This window comes from Holdemania sp. (genome assembly GCF_986127675.1).
The window spans coordinates 1-15,933 of sequence record NZ_CFQZWI010000074.1 but is presented as its reverse complement, the minus strand read 5'-3'; the positions used below and the strand labels follow the sequence as shown (position 1 = coordinate 15,933).

At 53.3% G+C, this 15,933-nt stretch carries 15 protein-coding genes and 1 tRNA gene; 15 read left to right on the top strand and 1 reads right to left on the bottom strand.

From position 1 onward, the window contains the following. Window positions 1-184 (top strand): hypothetical protein (locus AC5OW4_RS11055; RefSeq protein ID WP_493676966.1); only part of this gene is annotated, 184 nt, incomplete at its 5' end. 221 nt (window positions 185-405) lie between these two features. Here AC5OW4_RS11055 and rnhC read toward each other — a convergent pair. Beyond that, entirely contained in the window at window positions 406-1,308 is a 903-nt protein-coding gene (rnhC, locus tag AC5OW4_RS11050; RefSeq protein WP_072684344.1) for a ribonuclease HIII, read from the bottom strand. An 88-nt stretch (window positions 1,309-1,396) separates the two neighbouring features. Here rnhC and AC5OW4_RS11045 point away from each other — a divergent pair, with 88 nt between their 5' ends. From AC5OW4_RS11045 to yihA, 14 genes are all read left to right on the top strand, one after another. Beyond that, window positions 1,397-2,074 carry a CvpA family protein gene (locus tag AC5OW4_RS11045; protein ID WP_006059176.1) on the top strand — a complete coding sequence of 226 codons (678 nt, stop codon included), beginning with the start codon at window positions 1,397-1,399 and terminating at the stop codon, window positions 2,072-2,074. 2 nt (window positions 2,075-2,076) lie between these two features. Further along, window positions 2,077-4,410 (top strand): endonuclease MutS2, encoded by a 2,334-nt coding sequence (locus AC5OW4_RS11040; protein WP_072684345.1) that lies wholly within the window; start codon window positions 2,077-2,079, stop codon window positions 4,408-4,410. Next, window positions 4,407-6,170 carry an excinuclease ABC subunit UvrC gene (uvrC, locus tag AC5OW4_RS11035; RefSeq protein ID WP_072684346.1) on the top strand — a complete coding sequence of 588 codons (1,764 nt, stop codon included), beginning with the start codon at window positions 4,407-4,409 and terminating at the stop codon, window positions 6,168-6,170. The genes AC5OW4_RS11040 and uvrC overlap by 4 nt, the downstream gene beginning before the upstream one ends. 48 nt (window positions 6,171-6,218) lie before the next feature. Then, window positions 6,219-6,422, top strand: coding sequence for a helix-turn-helix domain-containing protein (locus AC5OW4_RS11030; protein WP_006059179.1), 204 nt, complete (start codon window positions 6,219-6,221; stop codon window positions 6,420-6,422). 59 nt (window positions 6,423-6,481) lie between these two features. Then, entirely contained in the window at window positions 6,482-7,495 is a 1,014-nt protein-coding gene (locus tag AC5OW4_RS11025; RefSeq protein ID WP_072684347.1) for a M15 family metallopeptidase, read from the top strand. Then, the gene (locus AC5OW4_RS11020) at window positions 7,492-8,226 is read left to right on the top strand and encodes a glutamate racemase (RefSeq protein ID WP_072684348.1); all 735 of its coding nucleotides are present in this window, start codon (window positions 7,492-7,494) and stop codon (window positions 8,224-8,226) included. Before AC5OW4_RS11025 ends, AC5OW4_RS11020 begins: the two co-directional genes overlap by 4 nt. Window positions 8,227-8,422: 196 nt before the next feature. Next, the gene (locus AC5OW4_RS11015; RefSeq protein WP_072684349.1) at window positions 8,423-9,409 is read left to right on the top strand and encodes a GerMN domain-containing protein; all 987 of its coding nucleotides are present in this window, start codon (window positions 8,423-8,425) and stop codon (window positions 9,407-9,409) included. A gap of 40 nt (window positions 9,410-9,449) precedes the next feature. Next, entirely contained in the window at window positions 9,450-9,923 is a 474-nt protein-coding gene (locus AC5OW4_RS11010) for a metallophosphoesterase family protein (protein WP_195548436.1), read from the top strand. 110 nt (window positions 9,924-10,033) lie between these two features. Further along, window positions 10,034-10,297, top strand: a complete 264-nt coding sequence (locus tag AC5OW4_RS11005; protein WP_493676965.1) for a DUF7695 domain-containing protein — start codon at window positions 10,034-10,036, stop codon at window positions 10,295-10,297. A gap of 309 nt (window positions 10,298-10,606) precedes the next feature. Next, a tRNA-Arg gene (locus AC5OW4_RS11000) sits at window positions 10,607-10,683 on the top strand. A 144-nt stretch (window positions 10,684-10,827) separates the two neighbouring features. Further along, on the top strand, window positions 10,828-11,559 hold the full coding sequence (locus tag AC5OW4_RS10995; RefSeq protein WP_072684352.1) for a hypothetical protein: 732 nt from the start codon (window positions 10,828-10,830) through the stop codon (window positions 11,557-11,559). Window positions 11,560-11,617: 58 nt separating this feature from the next. Beyond that, a complete protein-coding gene (gene tig / locus AC5OW4_RS10990; RefSeq protein ID WP_072684353.1) occupies window positions 11,618-12,892 on the top strand; it encodes a trigger factor in 1,275 nt (424 codons plus the stop codon). Between the two features lie 60 nt (window positions 12,893-12,952). Beyond that, the gene (gene lon / locus AC5OW4_RS10985) at window positions 12,953-15,271 is read left to right on the top strand and encodes an endopeptidase La (protein WP_072684354.1); all 2,319 of its coding nucleotides are present in this window, start codon (window positions 12,953-12,955) and stop codon (window positions 15,269-15,271) included. Continuing rightward, window positions 15,272-15,865: a ribosome biogenesis GTP-binding protein YihA/YsxC gene (yihA, locus tag AC5OW4_RS10980; RefSeq protein ID WP_493676964.1), complete on the top strand. Its 594-nt coding sequence runs from the start codon at window positions 15,272-15,274 to the stop codon at window positions 15,863-15,865. The last annotated feature ends 68 nt before the right edge of the window (window positions 15,866-15,933 follow it).

Below are 15,933 nucleotides of genomic sequence, written 5' to 3'. Positions count from 1 at the left end.
AGGCATCGAAAAGCAACGATTAGAAACCGCAAGGGAAATGTTGAGAAATCATTGTGATGATCAGCTCATCCAGCTCTGCACCAAGATCAGCCTTCAACAACTGGAACAGTTAAAGAAAGAAATCGTTCCCGGTTTCAATCAAATCGAGGACGACTCAGAGCAATCCCATCTGGCAAGCGACTGAAAATAGTGAGGGGGATCAGGTGAAAAAATCAGTAACCTGTGTTACGGTTAGTCCGCTGTATTTTACGATCTGGAACATCGGATGATCAATTAGAGCTTTTCAGAGGCAGACAGCAGAGGATCGCAAAAATTGATTTTCATGAGAAGACCCGTTCCGGGTCTTTTTCAATAGCAGCGCATAAAAAAAAAGCAGAATTTCTCCTGCTTCAGCGATTTTCTTCTTTATAACAAATCGGCGACTTTCTCCGTATTTTTGAAATGCAGCTTCGCTACTTCTTTTAAATGCTGCTCGCCGTGTTTTTTGACGAAGGCCGCACCATCCTGATCGACAACGCTGCCGGCGCCTTTGGAAAACGACATATCCCATTGTTTCTCCATCGCATCCCAGGCTTTGAGGAATGCGCAGCGGGCGATCATGGAAGCGCAGGCGACGGCAGGATAATGACTTTCCGCTTTGGTTTCAAAATGCAGGCCGCGGACGATTTCTTTTTGCCCTTGACAATACCGATAATAGCTGGCTTGGGGCGTGAACTGATCGACGATCGCCGCCTGCGGCAGACTCCCGCGCTTACGCTTGAGATGCCCATACGCCTGATTATGCAGGATCGCCTTGATCTGGTTCATATTGCACTGGGTATGGATCTGATTGTATTTGACCGGCGGCAGAATCAGCAAGGAATACGCTAGCCGTTCCATTAAAAGCGGCGCGGTCTGCAGAATCACTTCGTCGTTGATCTGCTTGGAGTCGTTGACTTTTAATTCCTGCAGCCATGCCAGATCCTGCTGCTCGACGGCGCAGGCGCATACGCAGACGGAACCGAAATAATCGCCGGTGCCAACCTCGTCGCTGCCGGCATGGGTTTGTTTGGCGAAACGTCGAAAATCAGACTTTCCCTGGCTGAGGTTGGTATTTTCCAGTCGATCTTCGGTCTGAAACGGCGCAGCGTAAATCATCGCGTCCTTTCCCTGAAAGACGACTTTATTGGATTGGTAAGCGGTAATCGTGCAGTTTTCCGGCTTGAGCTGATAGCGCGCATAGGCCGGGGCTTTGACTTCAAACTCGCTCCAGGCAGCGTACAAACGCTCGATCTGGGAGCTTGTCAGCAGCAGTGTTATCGTGTTCATGGATTCACCTCTGGTACTTATGATAACACAGGATTTGCAAAATCGCTTGTTTTTCGGTATCATGTTCCTCAGGTAGGAGTGATGGAAAATGGTAATTGAGAGCCAGACTTATATGGTAATTAACGCCGCGGTGCTGATCCTGGCGGCGATTCAGATTTTGATCGGGGTAAAACGGGGCTTTTTAATCCAGCTGATGGACTGCGTGGGTTTGCTTCTGTCGCTGTTTGCCGCGTGGCTGTTCTCGCCGGTGCTGGCGGAGTGGGCCGCGATCGTTCCAGCGTCGCTGAATCCGGCGCGGGATACGGTGCTGGGACCCTGGGTGTATGGCTTGATGAATCAGATCGTCTGGTTTATCGCCGTGTTTATCATCTGTAAGCTGATTCTGTTGCTGGTTCGTCCGGTGGTGAAAATGCTGGGGAAAATCCCGCTGGTCAAACAGGCCAATCAGCTGTTAGGCGGTTTGTTCGGGTTGGTCAATACCGGGATCTGGCTGGTCGTCTTTTCGATCCTGCTGATGCTTCCGTTTTTTGAAAACGGGCAGCAAGTGATCGACGCGACGCTGTTGTCGATGCCTGGCAAGGCCGCGGCGGTAATCAATGAAAAACTGCTGGAAATGCCGCAGGATGAAAATCAGCTGCAGAAGCTGGTGGATGGCTGGGATCAGCTGACCGACGAGGACCGCACCTTGATAAAAGACTGGCTGAATGACAATCAGCTGACCTTTCAAAATCTTCAAGCTTTACTGAATTCACTGAAAGGAGAATAACGATGAACAGTAGCAACGGCCTGGAGCTGGCGCTGATTAAGCAGCAAATCGCTCAGCTCTGCGCCTTTTCGTTAGGAAAACAAAAAATTGAGGAATTGCAGCCAAGCTTTTCGCCGTTGGTCATTGTGAAGGAAAACCGGCGGATCGCGGAAGCGCTGCAGGCTGTAATTCAATTCGGTCCGATGCCGTTTTATGGAATCCGCGATCTTTCGCGGTCCTTGCATACGGTGCTGCGGGACGGCGTCTGTACGCCTCAGGAACTCATTCAGGCGGCCGATCATGCCCGCGGTGTCAGCGGCGCGCAAGGGTATCTGAAATCCGTGGAGCTGCCCTGCAAGGAAATCCATGAGCTGGCGGATACCATGGAGCCGCATCTGGAAGTCGCCGAACAGCTGGAACGCTGTTTTACGCCCTATGGCGAAGTGCTCGACAGCGCGTCGCCGGAGCTGAAGCAGATCCGCCGCAGTCTGCATCAGACGGAAGCCGAGCTGGTGCGGGAAAGCCAGCGCTTCGTTCAGTCGCATGCGAGTCTGTTGACGGATTCGATCACGACGACCCGCAACGGCCGGATCGTGGTCCTGGCAAAAATTTCGGAGAAAAACAGTCTGGGTGGGTTTGTCCACGGCGAGAGTGCTTCGGGCGCGACAGCGTATGTCGAGCCGGGCTGTCTGATCGAGCTGAACAACCGCAAGCAGACGCTGATCTCCCGCGAACAGGATGAGATCGACCGGATTCTCGTCGAATGCAGCCGTTTGTTAAAAAGCGTTGCCGAACCGTATTTAGCTAATCTGGAAACGCTGGCGATCCTGGACGCGCTGTTCGCCAAGGCTCAGTGGGGCCAGCGTCATAACGGCGTCGTCGCGAAGCTGTCGGAAGGGCGGACGCTGGTTCTGAATCAGGCCCGCCATCCGCTGATCGATCCGAAGACGGTCGTCGCCAACACGTATCGGATTATCGAACCGCAGAAAATGCTGATGATCACCGGCCCGAATACCGGCGGTAAAACTGTTTCGTTAAAGATTATCGGACTGTTTGTGTTAATGAGCTACTGCGGCATTCCGGTGTGCTGCGAGGATGCGGAAATCCCGCTGTTTGATCAGGTGTTTGTCGATATCGGCGATGATCAGTCGATCGTGCAGTCGCTGTCGACGTTTTCCGCGCACCTGGCGAAGCTGGCCGACGTGACTCAGCACGCAACGAAAAAATCGTTGGTTCTGCTGGACGAATTAGGCTCCGGCACCGATCCGAAGGAAGGCGAAAGTCTGGCGATCGCCGTACTGAACGATCTGCGCGAGAAGGGCTGCTTAAGCGTTGTCACCACCCATTATGGACGTTTAAAGCTTTATGGCAAGCGGCATGAGGACATTCTGGTCGCGTCGGTACAGTTCGACGTGGAGAAGATGATGCCGACCTATCATTTTATCGAAGGCCTGAGCGGTCAGTCGAACGCCTTTGAAATTGCCCGTCGATTCGGTTTGAAAGAGAAAATTATCCGGGAAGCGGAGTTTTTAAAGCGCCAGCAGCGTTCCCAGGAGGACGAGCTGATCGAGAAGCTGGAAGCCCAGATTTTGGAAAATCAACAATTGAAGGAAAAACAGGAAGCGCTGATCGCGCAGACGGAGCAGCAGCGGCAGCACCTGGAGCGCGAGCTGCAGAAGCTGAGCGAAGAAAAACAGCGGATTCTCGACGCGGCGGAAAAACAGGCGCAGAAGCAGCTGGAAGAGGTAAAAGCGGAAGGCGAGGCGCTGTTGGAAGAATTGCGTCAAAGTCAAAAGACGATGAAGCTGCATGAGATCATCGAGAAGCAGCATCAGCTTAACGCCCTGGGCAAAAGCGAAGCCCAGCTGGAAGAGGAAGCCAATGACGAGCCGGAACCGCAGTTTCAGGTCGGCGCCTTTGTGGAATTGAAAAAATCCAGTCAGATCGCCGAGATTCTGCAGCTGAAGCGCAATCAGGCTGTCGTCGATCTCAACGGCATCCGCACGACTGTCAAGCTGGAAGACATGCGGCCGACCCAGCGGCGGAAAAACAAGCCGGCGCCCTCCGGCATGTCGATGAAGGCGCTGCGCGCGAAGACCGTGAATCTGGAATGCAATATCATCGGCTGCCATGTTCAGGATGGGCTGGAAATTGTCGACAAATATCTCGACGACGCCGTTGTCGCCCGGATCGGCTCCGTCCGAATTATCCACGGCGCGGGCACCGGCGTGCTGCGCAAAGCGGTTCAGGAGAAGCTTAACCGCGACAAGCGCGTCGAGAGCTGGCGGATCGGCGGTGCGGGTGAAGGCGGCGCCGGAGCAACCGTCGTCACGCTGAAGACGGGGAAAGCGAAATGATCAGCTCCGCACTGAAGGCCAAGCTGCAGACGCTGCCGTTAGAGCCCGGCTGCTATCTGATGAAGGACAAAAATGACACGATCATCTATGTCGGCAAGGCCAAGAAACTGAAAAACCGCGTCAACCAGTATTTTGTAGGCGCGCACAATTACAAGACGACCAAGCTTGTCAGCAACATCGTTGACTTCGACTACATCGTCACCTCCAGCGAGAAGGAAGCGCTGGTGCTGGAAATCAATCTGATCAAGAAATATCGTCCGCGCTACAACATCATGTTCATGGACGATTCCTCTTATCCCTATATCAAGCTGACCCATGAAGCCTATCCGACGCTGCGGGTTGTGCGCGACGCCAAGAAAGACCGCAAGGCGAAATACTACGGTCCGTTCCCGGACGCTTCGGCGGCGCATCAGACGATGAAGCTGCTCAACCAGCTCTATCCGCTGCGCAAGTGCGATAAAATGCCGAAGAAGCTGTGCCTGTACTATCACATCGGACAGTGTCTGGGGCCCTGCGAGCTGAACGTCGACCCGGAAATCTACAAGGAAATCTCCGAGAAAATCACCCGCTTTCTGCGCGGGGACGTCAAGGATCTGGTCAGCGAGCTCAAGTCCAAGATGAACGCCGCGGTAGAAGAACTGGCGTTTGAAAAAGCCCGCGAGTACCGCGATCTGATCACGTCGATCGAGCACATCACCGACAAGCAGCAGGTTCAGGTTGAGGACAACAAGGACCGCGACGTATTCGCCTGTTACGCGGATAAGGGCTACCTTGCGATCCAGGGCTTCTTCATCCGCTCCGGCAAGCTGCTGGAACGCCAGCTGTCGCTGACGCCGCTGTATGGCGATCCGGAGGAAGAACTGATTTCCTTTTTAATGCAGTATTATCAGAATCACCCGCTGCCTCAGGAAGTGATCGTGCCGCTGGAGCTGGATATCGAAGCGCTGCAGGAGGTCATCACCTGCAAGCTGATCCAGCCGGTCAAGGGCTACCGCAAAAAGCTGCTGGATATGGCGTCCAATAACGCCAAGACCAATTTGCTTCAAAAATTTGAAGTGATGGAGCGGCAGAATGAAACGACGGAGGAATCAATGCGGCAGCTGGCGCAAAAGCTGCGGATACCCGGCTTGTCCCGGATTGAGATCTTCGATAACTCGCATATTTCCGGCGCCTTCACCGTTGCGGGCATGGTCGTATTCGAGGACGGCTTGCCATGTAAAAACGATTACCGGCTGTTTAAGCTGCATACTGAAAACAGCGACGTCGACTCGATGAAGGAAGTGCTGTACCGGCGCTATTTCCGGCTGTTGAACGAAGGTGGACGGTTTCCTGACCTGCTTTTAGTCGACGGTGGTCTGACTCAGATTGAAGCGGCGAAGGAAATTCTCGGTTCGCTTGATCTGGATATCCCGATCTGCGGCCTGGTGAAAAACGACAAACATCAGACGTCCAGTCTGATGAACGAACGTCTGGAGATCGTCGACGTCGAACCGGGATCGCCGCTGTTCTTCTTATTAATGCGGATGCAGGACGAAGTCCACCGCTTCGCGATCAGCTATCACCGCAAGCTGCGTCAGAAAGCCCAGACAAAGTCGATTCTGGATGAAATCGACGGGGTCGGCGAAGTCCGCAAGAAGAAGCTGATGAACACATTTAAAAGTTTTAAGCGGTTAAAAGAAGCGACGGTTGAGGAGATCGCCCAGGTTGTGCCGCAGGAAGTCGCGGAAAGAATTTTTGAGACGCTGCATGTGGAACCTTAACCCCGTTGTCCTGCATACTATGGTTTAGAAACCAAGAGGAGGACAGCGATGAAAAAGATTCTGACCCGGCGGGAGAAGGAAGTCTTTGATCTGTTGGTCAGCAATTACGATACGAAAGAGATCAGTGAACAGCTGAACATCAGTGAGAAAACCGTCCGCAACCACATCTCCAACGTGATCCTGAAGCTTGCCGTCAAAGGGCGGGCGCAGGCCGTGGTGGAGCTGATCCGATGCCGCGAAATTGAAATCTAGCCCCCAAGAGGGGGCTATTCTTTTCGATTTATGTTATACTAAGATATGAGGTGGTTTTTTTGAAAATCAAACGCTTGCTTTTTGTCGCGGCGGTTGCCGCGTTATGCGCCGGGTGTTTAATCGTGATGAATATCCGCTATGACCGGCTTTCCCGCTATCCGTATCAGGATCCGAAAAGCCGCGCGCTGATCGACGAATACTTAAGCGATGAGGACATCGAGTATATCATCGAATATTCGATTGCCCCTTCGACATTTGTACCGTATATCCAGGCGGAGCGGTTCAGCGTTTATCATGCCCCGGAATACAACTACATGGAGGAGGCATTCTCCTACCGCAATTACGCGCCGGCCCTCATCGTCAAGATGGTAGAGGAAACGCGCGATCAGATCGCAGTGCAGGATCTGGCGCAGCTGATGCTGGTGTACAGCTACGAGGAAGTCAAGGACTGGCTGGACCGCGGCGATCCGTATTACCGCAGCGCCACGCTGGTGCTCGATCCGTCAGCGCTGGATACGCTGGTGGACGACGATCACACGATCGCCACGCATGTGCCGCTGCATTTGGAAGCGTTAGCGGACATCCCGCAGCTGACTGTCGAAGTTAACGGCGAGGAAAAGCCGATTCTGGTAGACGTGCGGCTGCAGCAGCCGCTGCGGCAGCTGTGCGAGGCGGCGGAGGCGGAGGTCAGCACGCGGGCCTGCGGCGGGCTGATCGTCACCGAAGGTTACGTCAGTTATCCAAAACAGGAAGAATTGTATAAGCAGGCGAAGGAACAATATGGTTCCTCGGCGATCCTGTATGTCGATTATCCCGGCCACAGCGAGCATCAGCTCGGTCTGGCTGTCGATTTTGCCGCAACAGGCAAGCAGTCGGAAGATTTCAGCACGACTGTGCAGTCTCAATGGCTGCAGGAAAACGCCTGGCGGTTTGGCTTCGTCCAGTCCTATACGGAAGACAAGGTCACGGAAACCAACAAGCTGGCCCGGCCGGAACACTACCGGTATGTCGGCCCGGCGCTGGCCCGGCAGCTGGTTGAGGAACATCACACATTGAAAGAAGGCACAGAATGATCGGCGTTTTTGATTCAGGAATCGGCGGGCTACGGTTATTGGATAAGCTTCGCCAGCGGTGGCCGCAGGAAGATTTTGTTTACCTGGCGGATCAGGCACACGTCCCGTACGGTTCGCTGGACCGCGATACATTACTGGATTTGTTGCAGCTGAATCTGAACTGGCTGGAAAAACAGGGAGCCGAGCGGATCGTGGTCGCGTGCAACACGGCCAGCGCGACCGGCATCGCCCGCCGTTATCGCGGTCAGGCGCAGATCGTGGAGATTATCTCCAAGACATGTGAACAAATTCCGGCTTCGACTGCGAAGATTCTCGTGCTGGCGACGCCGTTTACCGCCCAGTCGCATCGCTACCAGCAGGTTCTGGCGCGGCAGCTTCCGCAGGCGGAGGTCAAGGAAGTCGGCTTGAGTTGTCTGGCGTTTATGATCGAGCATCTCTGTCCGAAGCAGGAAATTGAAGCGTATCTGAAGGGTGAACTGAATGCTTATCGAGATCGCTACGACGTTGCGGTTCTGGCCTGCACGCATTTTCCGTTTGCCCGCGATCAATTTGCGAAGGTGCTGGGAATCCCTTTGATCGATTCGGAAAGCATCGCGCTCGAGGCCCCGGCTCAGCCCGGGCAGTGCACGCTGCGGATCGCGACGACTGGCAGCGTCGAGCTGTTAAATCGGCAGCTGCGTGGCTTGATGAACTGGGATGTTCCCTGCGAACATGTCCAGATTGAAATCTGAGCGAGGTCTTGTCGGGGGATCAGGAGAATCGAACGAGCCCCTGTTGCTTTGGAATAAGCTGGAAGAAGAATGGGAAAACCCGTTCTTTTTTTGTTGAAGGAGAAAGCATGGCCAATTTCCAATGCCGAAAATTCAACTCCCTGCGGCATCATTTTGAATGCCATCGGTGCATAGACTGTGACAGGAGGGGATGTTCATGAAAATCAAACCTGAAACGTTGAAGCAGGGCGCGGCTCTGATGTTTGGAGCGGTCGCGTTAGCCGCTTATCTCACTACCGTGCTGTGGCCTTCCCGCTCGCAGCCGGTTCAGACCGTCAGCGGATCCGATACGAGTGGGGATATGGTTCAAGTCTACTTGCTGGACGAAGACGCGACGCTGATTCCCTATACGCTGGGGATTGAGGAAGGGCTGGATTTAAACCAGAAGGTAGCCGAGGTTCTGCGGTTGATGACGATCGGCAACGAGCCGGTGCAGGGAGTGCGCGGACTTTTGCCAAACAATGCTCAGCTGGAAAACTGCGCGCTGCAGGGCAGCCAGCTTTCACTTTACTTCCCGGAGAATTTCCGTAATTATGATCCCAAGACGGAAATGCGGTTATTGGAAGGACTGACATGGGCGGTCACGCAGTTTGACGAAGTCAGCGAGGTTCTGCTTTATTTGGCCGGTGAACCGCTGACGCACATGCCGCAGCTGTCGACGCCGGTGCCGATGCCGTTAAACCGGCAGATTGGAATCAATAATTTTGAGAATACGGTCAACCGCCTGCACGACAGCCATTCGTTGACAGTGTTCTATACGCGTCAGAAAAACGGCTCCAGCGTCTACGTGCCGAAAACGCTGCGCATCAGCAATCAGACGAGTCTGCAGGACAAGCTGTCTTCCATTCTGGCGGACATCGGCGTGTTCAGCCAGCTGAAGCAGCCGTTGGCAGGGACTCCGCTGACGGTACTGGATTGTTCGTTGGACGAAGACCTGTTGACGATCAACGTCAGCGGCGAGATTCTGGACGAGGAGAAGAAGGTCAACGAAGAACTGGTTACCAGTCTGCTTCTGAGTATTCAAAGCTCGCTGGGCGTCAGTCAGGTTCAGCTGCAGGTCGATGGTGTCACGGTCAATCTCAGCGGCGTCAACGACGATCCGATCGACCTGAATTCCTTAATTCTCAATCAAATATTGCTTTAAGGAAGGCGGCAAATCTGATATTATAAGTACAGGTGGTAAAATGAAGATAGTAGTGGTGAGCGATAACCACGGTCGGAGTGAACCGCTGGAGCAGATTTTAGAGCTTCATCGGGATGCGGATGTGTTTATCCATTGCGGGGACAGCGAATTGCCGCCGCAGTTTTTACAGGGGTATGTGTGCGTCAGGGGCAACAATGATTTTTATTATGAATATCCGGAGATGAAAATTTTAGAGCTGGAGGGTCATCGCATGATGATCGTTCATGGTCATCATCATCTGTATATGGGCCAGCTTGACATATTGGTCAGCAAAGCGCGGCGGCAGGGCTGCGACTTTGTGTTTTACGGCCATACGCATATCTTTTCCAGCCAGCAGCGCGACGGCGTGATTCTTGTGAATCCGGGCGCGCTGTCCCGTAACCGCGACGGCACGCCGCCCTGTTACGCGGTGATTACGATCGAAGGGAGCGACGTCAGTATTGACCGCGTCAACTGGACGCGGCCCCGGGACTGAAGACCTTCTGCGCTTACAATCACGCAGAGAAGAAGTTGAAAATCACCGGAGTGCGCTGATCTTCAACTTTTCCTGTTTGCCGATCACAGGCGAAGGCCAGGACTGACCGGTTGCGAATCGGTCTGCTTGATTGGCGCCGGATGTATCAAAGGGTCATGCGGAAAGAAGTTCAATCATGGGAAAAATTAAAATTTATAAAACTTAGATGCCGGAAATGCGGCGATATCATCGAAAGTTTTTCCGTCCATGACTTTGAGTTTTGCCGCTGCGGCGCGGTCGCCGTGGATGGCGGGCATGAATATTTAAAGCGATGTGGTAATTTGGAAGAGATTGAAGATTTCAGCGAAGTTGAGGAGAATGACGAATCAAATTGAGCGCCATGAACGGAACGAACGGAGCGAAGCCGTTTGAACATCGCCAGATCCCTTTTGCTTTAAGCGTGAATATTCTTTAAACTGGATCTGAAAAGCGTGCGGCAATCCCGTTCATTGCCTTCTATTCATGGACCATCAGGGAGAATTACAAAAAGATCAAAGGTTTCCGGGTTCTGCGCATAAGGAACCAAACTTTCCTGTGTCATAGCGGCAGTCCCTGCAGCAGTAACAAAATATGCCAAAATCGCTTGCATTCTTCAACACTTTTTGATATTATGATTGAGCGTTCAAAACATGATAGAAAACAATGTCCCGGTAGCTCAGCTGGATAGAGCATGCGCCTTCTAAGCGCACGGTCAGGGGTTCGAGTCCCTTCCGGGACGCCACTTTGGAAAACCAGAAGTCCTTCATTGAAGGATTTTTTTGTACGATCGCAGGCAAAAAACATGCCGCTGCAAGCGGGGTGTGCTATAATAAGATCAGCCAAAAGAAGGATTCCTTCTTTTATTTTTGAACAAGGAGTGATGACGATGAGCTCAGGATTTTATGCGGAATGTCTTGAAGAAATCGCACAGCTGATCCGCCAGGGCCGCATTCAGGAAGCCCGCACGAAGGTGGATACGGAGCTGGCGATGCCCTATGTGCCTTCCGACGTGCTGCCGGCGCTGCAGGATTTTGATCGGCAGCTGCGCTTAATCGCGGCGGAAAACCGCAAGCCGGGCGTTGGGGTGATGAGCCTGGAGGAGATAGAGGAGAGCCTGAAAGGCGATCGCGAGCAGCAGCTGCGGGCGGTCGACGCGCTGCATGGGATGAATCTGCGCTCCTGCCTGGATTTGGTCCGCGCGTATCTGGAAACCGATCCTGATCCGCTCGCTTCGGCGCTGCTGATCGATTCGCTGATCGATCAACAGATCAGCGAGGAGCTGACGCTGAACCGGGATGGGATAGGCTATACGTTTATTCCCCGTTACCAGGAAGGGGCGGCGGAAAGCGACGGCTTTCTTTTGGCCCGCGCGTTGATCGGCGAATGGCTGGAAAACGAAAACCCTTCCTTATTTAATCTGTGCGAGCAGGTGTTGATCCGCGAGGCGTATCTGGCGCTGCCGCTGGGCTTTGAAGAAGCGGAGGGCATATCGCTTGCGGCCAGCTGCGTTCATCTCGTATACTGCAGTATGCATGATGAGGAGGGCTGGCGTCAGTTCGCGTCCCGGCATCAGCTTGAAAATGTCAATTTATTCGATTTAAAAAGCCAATTTATTTGAAATTCAGATAACTTTTGTTATAATAGAAAGGCTAGACATAAGGAGGACAAAGAAGTTTATGTCAACTTGGACACTAAAAGAAAAATCAACAGGCGAACTGAAAGTCACCATTGAGGGTGAAAACTGGAAAACGGCTCAGAAAAAAGCTTTTAATAAATTAGCGAAAGAACTGGAAATCCCGGGTTTCAGAAAGGGTTCTGTCCCAGCTGCCATGGCGAAAAAATATGTTCCGGCTCAGAAGATTATGCTGGAAGCCGTCGAGCATTGCGCGCAGGGTCTGCTGGACGCGGGCATCGAAGAGCACAAACTGTGGCCGATCTCCCGGCCGGAGCTGAACGTTGAGGAAATCAGCGAGGAAGCCGCGACGATGAGCTTTACGTTCGCGATCAAGCCGGAAGTCAAGCTGGGCGAATATAAAGGTTTAGCTTACGAAGTAGAAGAAACTTCAGTCAGCGAGGAAGAAGTGGAAGCGGAACTGAAGCGGATCCAGGAAAACTTCGCCGAGCTGGAAGTGAAGGAAGACGGCGAAGTCGAAAACGGCGACACCGCGGTCATCGACTTTGAAGGTTTCAAGGACGGCGTTGCGTTTGAAGGCGGCAAGGGCGAAAACTATCCGCTGGAGATCGGTTCCAACAGCTTCATCCCGGGCTTTGAAGAACAGCTCATCGGTATGAAGAAGGAAGAAACGAAGGACATCAACGTCACGTTCCCGGAAAACTATCAGGCTGCTGAGCTGGCTGGACAGCCGGTTGTCTTCAAGGTTACGGTTCACGAAATCAAAGCGAAGGTGCTGCCGGAGCTGAACGACGATCTCGCGAAGGACGTCAACGCTCCGGATGTGGAAACCATGGACGACTTAAAAGCGCTGATCCGCAAGAACCAGGAAGAACAGAAGCGGCAGAACGCGGAAAACGAAGCGACCAACAAGCTGATCAGCACGGTCGTCGACGCCTGCGAAGTGGAAATTCCGGAAGTCATGATCAAGAATGAAACGGACGATATGATTCAGGATTACGCCAACCGTCTGCAGCAGCAGGGTATTTCCTTAACGCAGTTCTTCCAGATCACCGGGCAGAGCGAGGAAACGCTGCGCGAACAGATGGCGAAGGACGCTGAAAGCAAAGTCAAGCTGCGCTTAGTTCTGGACGCGATTGCGACGCAGGAAAATCTGGAAGTCGGCGAGGAAGATATTGATACGGAATACGGCCTGATCGCCTCTCAGTACAATATGGAAAAAGAGAAGGTCAAGGAACTGATTCCGGCGTCTTCGATCTCCTACGACGTCCGGCTGCGCAAGGCGCTGGACCTGATTAAGGATTCCACCAACAAATAAGACGCTTCGCGTCTTTTTTGACCTTTATAACACGTACTATTTCAGACAAGGAGGGTGTCAATGAACAACGAAAAAATGGAAATCAGTGTTCCGGTCATCGCTACACGAGGAATCATTGTTTTTCCCCAGCAGGACATCATGATTGAGGTCGGCCGGGAAAAGAGCATTCGTGCCGTTGAGGAAGCAGAAGAAAAGTTCGATGGTCATGTCTGGCTCGTCTGCCAGAAAGACATCATGGTTGACAATCCTGCTCCTTCAGATCTCTACACCTTTGGCACGCTGTGCCGGATCAAAAACATTCGCCGTAAAGAAGGCTTTATGCGGATTACCTTCAGCGGCCTGGAACGGGCAAAGCTTGTTTCGATTCAGGACGAGGACAAAATGTTTATGGCGACGGTGCTGCCGGTCGCGGATGAAGCCGGCGATAATCTCGAAGAGATGGCTTTGATCCGCCGGGTGGCCAAGGAATTCGAAAACATCGCATCCAGCGCCAACAATTTCCCGCCGGAGATCATCGCGCAGCTGACCAAGGGCGTTTCCGCCCCGACGCTGTCCGATCAGTTCGCGCAGTATTTCCCGCTGCCTTTGGAAAAGAAGCAGGTGCTGCTGGAAACGTTGAATGTCAACGAACGGCTGATGATGATCATCCAGGAGCTGGAAAAAGAAAAGCAGCTGTCCGACATTGAAAACAACATCAATGAAAAAGTCAAGGAGCGGATCGACGAATCGCAAAAGGAATATTATCTGCGCGAGAAGCTCCGCGCGATTAAAGAAGAACTGGGCGATGTGTCCAATCAGAGCGACGATTCCGAGGAACTGCGCCGGATGATCGAGGAAAACCCGTATCCGGAAGCGATCAAGGAAAAGGCCCGGGAAGAACTGGCGCGGTATGAAATGCTGCCGGGGGCATCCGGGGAAGCCGGGGTTGTGCGGACTTATCTCGACTGGCTCTTAGGCGTGCCGTGGTGGCAGGAAACCGAAGATAACGAAGACCTCAAGCTGGTGCAGCAGCGCCTGGATGAGGATCATTTCGGTTTGGAAAAGGTCAAAGACCGGATCATGGAATATCTGGCTGTCAAACAGATGACTCATTCGCTGAACGCGCCGATTCTGTGTCTGGTCGGGCCGCCGGGCGTCGGCAAGACGTCGCTGGCGAAGTCCGTGGCCAGAGCGCTGGATCGGAAGTTTGTCAAGGCATCGCTGGGCGGCGTGCGCGATGAAGCTGAAATCCGCGGTCACCGCCGGACGTATTTAGGCTCGCTGCCGGGCCGGATCATCCAGGGGATGAAGAAGGCCGGCGTCGTCAATCCGGTGTTCCTGATCGACGAAATCGACAAGATGGCCAGCGATTACAAGGGCGATCCGTCCAGCGCGATGCTGGAAGTGCTGGATCCGGAACAGAACAAGCTGTTCTCCGATAACTATCTGGAAGAACCGTACGATCTGTCGAAGGTCATGTTTATCGCGACGGCCAACACGCTCGACACAATTCCGGCGGCGCTGCGCGACCGTTTGGAAATCATCGAGCTGTCCTCATACACCGAGGTGGAAAAGGTCAGCATCGCTAAGGAACATCTGATTCCGAAGCAGGCTGAAATCAACGGCCTGAAGCCGAGTCAGTTTAAATTGGGCGAAGAAGAGCTGATTTATCTGATCCGTCATTACACCCGGGAAGCCGGCGTGCGTCAGCTGGAGCGGGTGATTGCTTCGCTGTGCCGCAAGAGCGTCCTGGCGATCATGAAGGATGGCAAGCGTTCGGTCAAGATCACGAAGAAGCTGATCGTGGAATGGCTGGGCAAAGAAAAATTTGAATACGGCGTCAAGGAGAAAAAAGATCAGATCGGCGTGGTAACCGGTCTGGCCTATACGTCCTTCGGCGGCGATATTCTGCCGGTTGAGGTAACTTACTTCGACGGGAAGGGCAAACTCATCGTTACCGGTCAGCTGGGCGACGTCATGAAGGAATCGACGGAAATCGCGCTGGACTATGTCAAAAGCAAAGCCGTCGAATTCAAGATTGATCCGGCTTTCTTCGATAAACACGATATCCACATCCATTGTCCGGAAGGCGCAGTGCCGAAGGATGGGCCGAGCGCCGGCGTCACGCTGACTACGGCACTGGTTTCCGCGATCACCCGGATGCCGGTTCATGCGAATCTGGCGATGACGGGTGAAGTCACGCTGCGCGGCAACGTGCTGCCGATCGGCGGTCTGCGTGAGAAATCGCTGGCGGCACACCGCAGCGGCATCTCGACGGTCATCATTCCGAAGAATAACGTCAAGGATCTTGACGAAGTTCCGGAAATTGTTAAGAATGACATTCATTTCATTCCGGTCGAAACGGTCGACCAGGTTATCCAGGAAGCGCTGGTTCGCTAAATGGAGATCAGGGAAGCCGAGCTTGTCGTCAGCGCGCCGTCCAAGGCACACTGGCCTGAAAGCGAACTGCCGGAGATCGTGCTGGCCGGCCGCAGCAACGTCGGCAAGTCCTCGCTGATCAACACGCTGTGCGGCCGCAAGGCGCTGGCCTATGTCGGCAACACCCCGGGCAAGACACGGTTGTTGAATTTCTTTGATATTGATCACCGCTTCATGTTCGTCGATGTGCCGGGCTATGGGTTTGCCAACGCGTCCAAGCAGATGCTGATCCAGTTCGGCGAGATGATGGAGGACTATTTCTCCAGCCGTTCACAGCTAAAAGGTCTGATTCTCTTAGTCGATATGCGGCACGCGCCGACGGAGGATGATATCACGATGGCGGACTACGCCCGTTATTATGAAATTCCGTTTGTGGTTGCCGCGACGAAACTGGACAAAGTGCCGCGCTCTCAGCAAAGCAAACAGATCAACGTTATCGCCAAGGCTCTGGCCTGTGCGCCGGAAGCGATCATTCCGTTCTCTTCCATCACGAAGCAGGGCCGGGAAGAACTGCTGGAAGCGATTGACGCCTTATTCAGGCTCTTTCAAAAATAGTGTTGGTGAGAGAAAAACCGAAACAAGAAAGACGCAGATGAGTTCCAGAAATGGGACTCATTTTTAAT

Excerpts from the sequence above, each read along its gene's own strand:
- rnhC (WP_072684344.1), bottom strand. The coding sequence starts at position 1,308 with ATGAACACGATAACACTGCTGCTGACAAGCTCCCAGATCGAGCGTTTG.
- AC5OW4_RS11045 (WP_006059176.1), top strand. The coding sequence starts at position 1,397 with ATGGTAATTGAGAGCCAGACTTATATGGTAATTAACGCCGCGGTGCTG.
- AC5OW4_RS11040 (WP_072684345.1), top strand. The coding sequence starts at position 2,077 with ATGAACAGTAGCAACGGCCTGGAGCTGGCGCTGATTAAGCAGCAAATC.
- uvrC (WP_072684346.1), top strand. The coding sequence starts at position 4,407 with ATGATCAGCTCCGCACTGAAGGCCAAGCTGCAGACGCTGCCGTTAGAG.
- AC5OW4_RS11030 (WP_006059179.1), top strand. The coding sequence starts at position 6,219 with ATGAAAAAGATTCTGACCCGGCGGGAGAAGGAAGTCTTTGATCTGTTG.
- AC5OW4_RS11020 (WP_072684348.1), top strand. The coding sequence starts at position 7,492 with ATGATCGGCGTTTTTGATTCAGGAATCGGCGGGCTACGGTTATTGGAT.
- AC5OW4_RS11015 (WP_072684349.1), top strand. The coding sequence starts at position 8,423 with ATGAAAATCAAACCTGAAACGTTGAAGCAGGGCGCGGCTCTGATGTTT.
- AC5OW4_RS11010 (WP_195548436.1), top strand. The coding sequence starts at position 9,450 with ATGAAGATAGTAGTGGTGAGCGATAACCACGGTCGGAGTGAACCGCTG.
- AC5OW4_RS10995 (WP_072684352.1), top strand. The coding sequence starts at position 10,828 with ATGAGCTCAGGATTTTATGCGGAATGTCTTGAAGAAATCGCACAGCTG.
- tig (WP_072684353.1), top strand. The coding sequence starts at position 11,618 with ATGTCAACTTGGACACTAAAAGAAAAATCAACAGGCGAACTGAAAGTC.
- lon (WP_072684354.1), top strand. The coding sequence starts at position 12,953 with ATGAACAACGAAAAAATGGAAATCAGTGTTCCGGTCATCGCTACACGA.
- yihA (WP_493676964.1), top strand. The coding sequence starts at position 15,272 with ATGGAGATCAGGGAAGCCGAGCTTGTCGTCAGCGCGCCGTCCAAGGCA.